Origin of the sequence: Streptomyces sp. ActVer, from assembly GCF_027270795.1 — a bacterium.
GTDB classification, from domain to species: domain Bacteria; phylum Actinomycetota; class Actinomycetes; order Streptomycetales; family Streptomycetaceae; genus Streptomyces; species Streptomyces umbrinus_A.
On the sequence record NZ_JAPWHT010000708.1, the window covers coordinates 1 to 3,376 of the forward strand.

Genomic DNA, 3,376 nt, shown 5'->3' on the forward strand with positions numbered 1-3,376 from the left:
CCCGCCGGGCCGCGACGATCTCCGCCGCGATGGACAGGGCCGTCTCCTCGGGCGTACGGGCGCCGAGGTCGAGCCCGATCGGCGAGCTGAGACGGGCCAACTCCCGTTCCGTCAGGCCCACTTCACGCAGCCGGTGTTCGCGGTCGTTGTGCGTGCGGCGCGAGCCCATCGCGCCGACGAACGCGACCGGCATCCGCAGGGCCTCCTTCAGCAGGGGCACGTCGAACTTGGCGTCGTGGGTGAGTACGCACAGGACCGTGCGGGAATCGGTCGTGGTGCGCCGGAGGTAGCGGTGCGGCCAGTCGACGACGATGTCGTCGGCGTCGGGGAAGCGGGCCCGGGTGGCGAAGACGGGTCGGGCGTCGCAGACGGTCACCTGGTAGCCGAGGAACTTCCCGACCCGGACCAGCGCGGACGCGAAGTCGATCGCACCGAAGACGATCATGCGGGGCGGCGCGACGCTCGTCTCGACGAGCAGCGTGATGCCCCCCGGGCAGTGCGAACCTCCCCCGGACTCCGTCCGGGGGGACCCCCATATCGCTTCGCTCGCCGAGAGCTCGACCGTTCCGGTGCTCCCGTTGTCCAGCATGGCCCGGGCCTGCGCCGCCGCCGTCCGGTCCAGCTCGGGGTGACCACCGAGCCCGCCCTCGTAGGACCCGTCGGGCCGTACGAGCAGGGCTTGGCCCAGGAGTTCGGCAGGGCCCCGGGCGACCCGCGCGAAGGCGGTCGGCTCGCCCTGGGCCGAGGCCGCCAGCGCCGACCGGAACACCGTCCGGGCGGGCGCTGTCGCGCGCACCGGTGTGACCAGGATGTCGATGATCCCGCCACAGGTCAGGCCGACCGCGAAGGCGTCCTCGTCACTGTAGCCGAACCGCTGCAGGACGGTCTCACCGTCTGCCAACGCCTGTTGGCAGAGGTCGTACACCGCTCCTTCCACGCAGCCGCCGGACACCGAGCCGATGACCGTGCCCTCGCTGTCGACGGCGAGGGCGGCGCCGGGGCCGCGCGGGGCGCTGCCTCCGACGGCCACGACGGTGGCGACGGCGAAGTCCCGGCCCTCCTCGGCCCAGCCGTGCAACTCCTCACTGATGTCAAGCATCCTCGCCCGCCATGAGGACGCGGTCGGGACGGATGGGCAGGTTCCGGTGGCGTACGCCGGTCGCGTGCCAGACCGCGTTGGCGACGGCGGCGGCCGCGCCCACGATGCCGACCTCGCCGATGCCCTTGATCCCGACGGGGTCGTCCGGGTCGGGGTCGTCCACCCAGTCCGCCTCGATGTGCGGTACGTCGGCGTGCGCGGCGACGTGGTAACCGGCGAGGTCGGCGCCGTAGTGGCCCCCGGTGCGGTGGTCGCGTACCGCCTCCTCGTGCAGGGCCATCGAGATGCCCCACGTCATTCCGCCGACGAACTGGTTGCGGGCGGTGAGGGGGTTGACGATCCGGCCCGCCGCGAAGACGCCGAGCATGCGGCGCACCCGTACCTCGCCGGTCGTGACGTCCACGGCCACCTCGGCGAACTGGGCTCCGAAGGAGTGGCGTTCCTTCGGAGCGAGGGCGCCGATGGCCTCGGTCGTGTTCGACCGCGCCGTGATCCCCTCCGCCGGAATACCGTCGCTCAGGGCGAGCCTCTCCCCCAGATCGCCGGCCGCGGCCGTGACCGCCCAGGCCCAGGAACGGGTGCCCATCGAGCCGCCCGCGATCATCGCCGGTCCGAGGTCGCTGTCGCCGAGGCGCACGCGGATGTGGTCCGGTGCCACCTCCAGCGCGTCGGCCGCGATCAGGGTGAGCGCGGTCCGCGCCCCGGTGCCGATGTCCGCCGCGTTGATCCGCACGGTGAAGGTTCCGTCCGCCTCCGCCGTGATGGCCGCCGTGGACGGGGCGGCACCGGCCGGGAAGGACGCGGCCGCCGTGCCGGTGCCGAGCAGCCAGCGTCCGTCGCGGCGCAGCCCGGGACGCGGGTCCCGGTCCGCCCAGCCGAACCTGCCCGCGCCCTTGCGGAAGCAGGCGACGAGGTTGCGGCCGCTGAACGGCAGCCCGGACACGGGGCCCATCTCGGGTTCGTTGCGTACGCGCAGTTCGATCGGGTCGAGGCCGCACTTCTCGGCGAGTTCGTCGAGCGCCGACTCGGTGGCGGACGACCCCGGCGCCTCGCCCGGCCCGCGCATCCAGGTCGGGGTCGGCACGTCGAGCCGTACGACCCGGTTGGCCGTGTGGTGTGCGTCGGCGTCGTACATCACCCGTGCCACGCCGGCGCTGGGCTCGACGAACTCGTGCACGGTCGAGGTGAGGCTCAGCGAGCTGTGGTCCAGCGCGCGCAGCCGCCCGTCGGCGTCGGCGCCGAGCCTGACCTGCTGTGTGGTGGGGCTGCGGTAGCCGGCCAGCGAGAACATCTGACGGCGGGTCATGACGACCCGGACCGGTCGCTGCAGGACGGTCGCGGCCATCACGGCGGCCACCTGGTGCGGGCGGACGCCCTTGCTGCCGAAGCCGCCGCCGACGTGTTCGGACCGTACCCACACGGAGGCCGGGTCGAGCGAGAACAGGTTGGCCAGTTCGCCCGCGACCCAGGTCGTGCCCTGATTGGAGTCGACGACTTCGAGCCGGCCGCCGTCCCAGCGGGCCGTCGCCGCGTGGGGCTCCATCGAGTTGTGGTGTTCCTCCGGGGTCGTGTACTTCTCGTCCACCACGACGGCGGACGCGGCGAGTTCGGCCTCCAGGTCGCCCTTCGCCGTCACGCCCGGCATGTGGCCCTCCGCCGCGTACGCGTCCGGGTGTCCCGCGTAGAAGTCGACGTCGTGCGGTTCTTGCTCGTAGTGCACCACGAGGGCTTCGGCGGCCTCCCGGGCCTGCTCGGAGGTCTCGGCGACGACCAGGGCGACCGGCCAGCCCATGTGCGGCACCCGGTCGTGCTGGAAGACGGCGACGGTCGGATCCGGCACGGACCCTAGCAGGCCCGGGTAGTCGGTCTCGACCCGCGGGGCGTTCTCGTGGTGCAGGACGGCGAGCACGCCGGGCATCCCGAGAACGGGCGCGGTGTCCACCGAGTGGACGCGGCCCCGGGCGACGGTCGACAACACCAGCCAGCCGTGGGCGAGTTCGGCGAAGGGGATCTCTCCGGCGTAGCGGGCCGCTCCGGTGACCTTGTCGCGGCCCTCCACACGGGTGTGCGCGGTGCCGACGGCTCCCTTGACCGACCTGGTGCCGGTCGTGACGGTGGTCATCGGGTGGCCTCCTCGGCGAGTCGGGTCAGCTCGGCCACCACGAGGTTGCGCATCAGGGTCACCTTGTATCCGTTGTGCGGCAGCGGCCGGGCGGCCGCGAGTTCGGCGTCCGCGGCGGCGGCGAAGGCCTCGGCGTTGGCCGGTCCACCGGCCAG

The 3,376-nt window shown here is 73.2% G+C and carries 2 protein-coding genes and 1 pseudogene; all 3 read right to left on the minus strand.

Annotated elements, in window-relative coordinates; translation table 11 throughout:
• Positions 1–1,099 (minus strand): XdhC/CoxI family protein (locus tag O3Q52_RS50870; protein ID WP_269655209.1); only part of this gene is annotated, 1,099 nt, incomplete at its 3' end.
• The gene (locus O3Q52_RS50875) at positions 1,092–3,221 is read right to left on the minus strand and encodes a xanthine dehydrogenase family protein molybdopterin-binding subunit (RefSeq protein WP_269655210.1); all 2,130 of its coding nucleotides are present in this window, start codon (positions 3,219–3,221) and stop codon (positions 1,092–1,094) included. The genes O3Q52_RS50875 and O3Q52_RS50870, both read right to left, overlap by 8 nt.
• A pseudogene (locus O3Q52_RS50880) lies at positions 3,218–3,376 on the minus strand (xanthine dehydrogenase family protein subunit M); the annotation flags it as partial. The gene O3Q52_RS50875 and the pseudogene O3Q52_RS50880, both read right to left, overlap by 4 nt.